This window comes from Novipirellula sp. (genome assembly GCF_041583735.1).
Lineage (GTDB): Bacteria > Planctomycetota > Planctomycetia > Pirellulales > Pirellulaceae > Novipirellula.
This window is the reverse complement of sequence record NZ_JBFHFD010000772.1, coordinates 1-3,743: the sequence shown is the minus strand read 5'-3', so window position 1 is coordinate 3,743 and position 3,743 is coordinate 1. Positions and strand designations below refer to the sequence as shown.

The following is a 3,743-nucleotide window of genomic DNA, read 5'->3' as shown; positions in this document are numbered from 1 at the left end:
TGATCGCTCGAGATCAATACGAATCCCATCCGCAACCGCGTCCGCATAGGCCGCCGGCACTAGCGTCGCCAACGCGGCCAGCATCGCGAATCGTATCCATCCGTGCTCCGCAAACACGGGTAAACGTGGCGACGGCATTACGGTCGTGCCCACAAATGTCACGGCCATCATCGTCGCCATCGCGATCACGCTGCGGCATACGGTCAGCGTGATCACACTTTGATCAGGAAGCTGAGTGATTGATGCTGCAAACACGGTGATCGCGGCAGCAACCGCAACGCCCCCAAACGCAATGCTTAGTTTCTGCCAGCTAGAGAATTTGCAAAATGACTGGACGCCCCCCACTGCAAGCGGAAACGCCGCAAAAAAGGCACAGGCGACGACGTCCCAGCGACCGAACACTTGCACGACACCTTCGGAGTTTGACAGCAGCATGCTGCAGACGGCCACCGCACCGATCGCCATCGAACCATAAGCGATCCAGCCCCAACGGAACGTAAGCGAAGATGAGTTCATGATGCGACTGCCGTTGCGGGGGAAGCGGCCGACGACGGTTTACGCGACTTCCAAATCATGCCGTCAAAACAGTAATGCCAAAATGCGACCACAATATTGACGAACACCCACAACTCGAAATAGCCACGTGAAAGCAGGTAATTGCCTAATCCAATCACGACCACGAATACAATCAAGAAAAGCAACCACATTTTGGAAAGTCTGGCCAACGCATTCGATTTGCTCGAACCCCGTGAACCGCTCATCGACCAAGTCACAATCGACATGTATTCCAAGGAATGAAAGATCGCCGAGGCCAGTGCCAGCTGGACCACCCATTGGTTGTTTTCATAATGCGAGGCCAACAAAAGCGATGCAAACAATGTCATCACGCTCGTTAAATAAGCCACACTCGCCAGCGATGCCTTGCCGGTCACTGCATACTGAAAACACTGGCGTCCTACAAACGCGACAGGAATTAACAATACAAACCAATCCACCGACGAAACCCACTCAAAACCATCGAAGGGACCTTCGCTCCATCCCCAACCGGCTACGCGAGCGATCACGTAAAGCATAAAGCAGCGGAACACCGCTTTCTCGAGCGACGCGGCCCATGGTTTGGTCGCAACCGAACCAGATTGCCCCGTGGGGCTTGATTGTGTGGACGCTTTGCTTTTGCGTTGATAGATGCGAAACACACCGTGGTGCTGCGAGGCGAAATGCCAAGCGTTCCAGATGTAATCGATCACGCCTAAACACAGCAGCGATCCGGTACCCATTTTCAAACAGAGACACGCGACCAGAATCGCGGTTCCAAACGCAAGAAATTGCCGGCGTCGATCGACGCCTTTGTGGTGATCGACGGTGACGAGAATCAATGTGATCCAGCGATGCGGTGCGGTCACAAAATAGATTTGCCAAAACAGCAAACTTTGATGCGTCGCAATCCCGCCCAAACGATCGACCAGCAACAACAAGGGCCAAAACGCGTTGGCGACAAAGAATAAATCGATCGCGGGCGAAAATAGAAACCCAGCCGCGGTACGCCGCGGCATCTTAGACGAAGTCTCGCGACCGCGTGCCTGCTTCGTTACATCGACCGAGTTCGACACATGTTTGTGCTCACTCGCAATTGCGGGCACCGCCGAACGTGATTCAGGCGCGGTTTCAGAAACAATCATCCAATCACTCCTCACCATCACTGTGCAGCATATCGCTCGCAGTCAGGTTACCGGCGGAATCGACGCTTGGGGTTTCGCCCGGGATCTCATCGGGGATCCGAATCCAGTGATCGTGAAACGCGATTCCCGAGGTCCACTCGACCGCAGGCATGTGGCAATCGATACAATCGCCGCTAGGCTGGTGCGAGCATTCGCTTGATGAGGAATTGCCATGACACTGTTTGCATTGTTCGATCGACACCGCCCGATTGTGAGAAACCGTATCATGCGGGTCATGACAAGTGGAACAGGTCATCTTGTCGGGGCTCTCTAAATAGCAGCGACTGCGTTTGATGCCATAAGGTTGAAAACGCACCAATTCGTTGGCCGTCGCATCGGGTTTGACCGAAGACTCGTCGCGATGGCAAGTGCTGCAAGCATCCATGTAGGTCTCGGCGGTTTCATATCGCAACATCGGCTTGGCCTCTTCAGCGTGCCCGAGATTCGCAAGTTCGACGTGTTTTTTCCGTGGACCGTGACATCGCTCACAACCGACATTGGCGACGACCAACGAGTTTATCAGCGGCAGCGACGGAGGCGGCGTCAACGTGCTGTGACACCCCAAACAGGCGCGCATGTCCGCTGCGTCCATCGGACGCCCGAAACATTCAATTGTTCTGGCAGCGAAATCGTCAAAACGCTCGTGGTCTGGCGTCAAACCGAGCTGATCGCGGTTGGCAAAGTAGGACCATCGCAATTCGACGCCACTTTGAGTCGATTCGTCGACCGCGATTGGCGTTTGCGCATGCGTTCCCGAACCGAGTAACCATGTCACCGGAACCGCAATGCCAGCCGCATTTGCGACATCACGAACCCACAACGAACCTTCGTTCTGCGAGAACTCAAAGATCTGGTCACGCCGCGGGTCTTGATAGTGGCGAGTCTCAGCAAGTTTACTAGCCAATGGTGATTCATCGGTGCGAGCCAACGTGCGGGAATGCCCCGAGCGAAGATGGGCTTCGTACTCTTTTTCATGACACTCGGCACAGGCTTGGTCGCCCGCGAAATTAGCGGAAATCAGCTGATTCCACCCGGCAACAGCCTGCTGCGTTGCTGGCGGCAAGTTGGCGGCAAAACGCTGCGAATCCTTCGCAGCATGATGCATGGAACGATCTTTCGCAGACACAGCTTCCGCCGACATCTCATCGCTCGTTACCGTCACGGTCCGGAAGGCATCCAGCACCATCCACAACATCCCTGCGGCGATCACGGCAAACCCCAACGCGCCCCATCCCAGCAAACTGCGTACAGGAATATGGTTCGCAGAACCACCATTGGAGGGTTTGGAAACGTAATTGATTGCTGTGTACTCCAGCCGATTGTGTGATCCGAGTGCGGGCAAACGACCGGCCCTCCTTCTATCAGCCACTAAACATCGTGGATCGTTCTAGAGGCTGCTTGATTCAGTGATGCACTCGGTCGTAGCGGAAGTCGTCAAGATTTTCGTTTTCCGAGATGATCGAAACTCTTGACGAGTTCCGCCACCTCAGTCATTCAATCGATGTCCTCCGCGATCCAACGTTAGGATCGCGGAACGACAAGCGACAACCTGGCATTCGGATCGTAAAGCGATCAACGACGATGCGGCAGTGATTATCCGGTTGGCTTTTTAGCCAAGCGGCGCGTCCTTGATCTTCCACTGACCATCAATCCGCTGCAGCGTCCATACCTGTTCGGTTTCGGCAACCGAACTCGCTTTGCCGCCACGACCATCACCCGAGGCGGTCGCGTGGACACCACCAAAGATTTTGACGGGGACGGTTACGGTATCCCCATCGAACGTGGGATCGCCGTTGACTTGGTACCCTCGCTCGCCATAGTCCTTGCGGTTCTTGGGTGCGGCCCCCGACACAAAGGCACTGGCGAACATTGCATCGTCCCCAGCGAGATCTCCTAGACCTTCCACGCTGGCAAATGCGTTCTGTTCGTCAGTCGGTTTGACCACGCCCGACGATCCACATCCGATCCAAGTCAAAGTGGACAGCATCAGAGCGGCGACCACCAATTTATTCAATTTCATTCGTT

The 3,743-nt window shown here is 54.9% G+C and carries 4 protein-coding genes; all 4 read right to left on the bottom strand.

Translation table 11 applies throughout. The annotated features are described in order from the left end of the window. Positions 1–516, bottom strand: a 516-nt coding sequence (locus ABX962_RS32490) for a hypothetical protein (RefSeq protein ID WP_372725846.1), incomplete at its 3' end; no start/stop codon positions are given. Further along, on the bottom strand, positions 513–1,679 hold the full coding sequence (locus tag ABX962_RS32485; protein ID WP_372725845.1) for a hypothetical protein: 1,167 nt from the start codon (positions 1,677–1,679) through the stop codon (positions 513–515). The genes ABX962_RS32485 and ABX962_RS32490, both read right to left, overlap by 4 nt. Positions 1,680–1,683: 4 nt before the next feature. After that, positions 1,684–3,060, bottom strand: a complete 1,377-nt coding sequence (locus tag ABX962_RS32480; protein WP_372725844.1) for a multiheme c-type cytochrome — start codon at positions 3,058–3,060, stop codon at positions 1,684–1,686. A gap of 267 nt (positions 3,061–3,327) precedes the next feature. Further along, the gene (locus ABX962_RS32475; protein ID WP_372725847.1) at positions 3,328–3,738 is read right to left on the bottom strand and encodes a hypothetical protein; all 411 of its coding nucleotides are present in this window, start codon (positions 3,736–3,738) and stop codon (positions 3,328–3,330) included. Positions 3,739–3,743 lie beyond the last annotated feature (5 nt).

Coding starts and splice junctions, on each gene's coding strand:
- ABX962_RS32485 (WP_372725845.1), bottom strand. CDS start 1,679: ATGATTGTTTCTGAAACCGCGCCTGAATCACGTTCGGCGGTGCCCGCA.
- ABX962_RS32475 (WP_372725847.1), bottom strand. CDS start 3,738: ATGAAATTGAATAAATTGGTGGTCGCCGCTCTGATGCTGTCCACTTTG.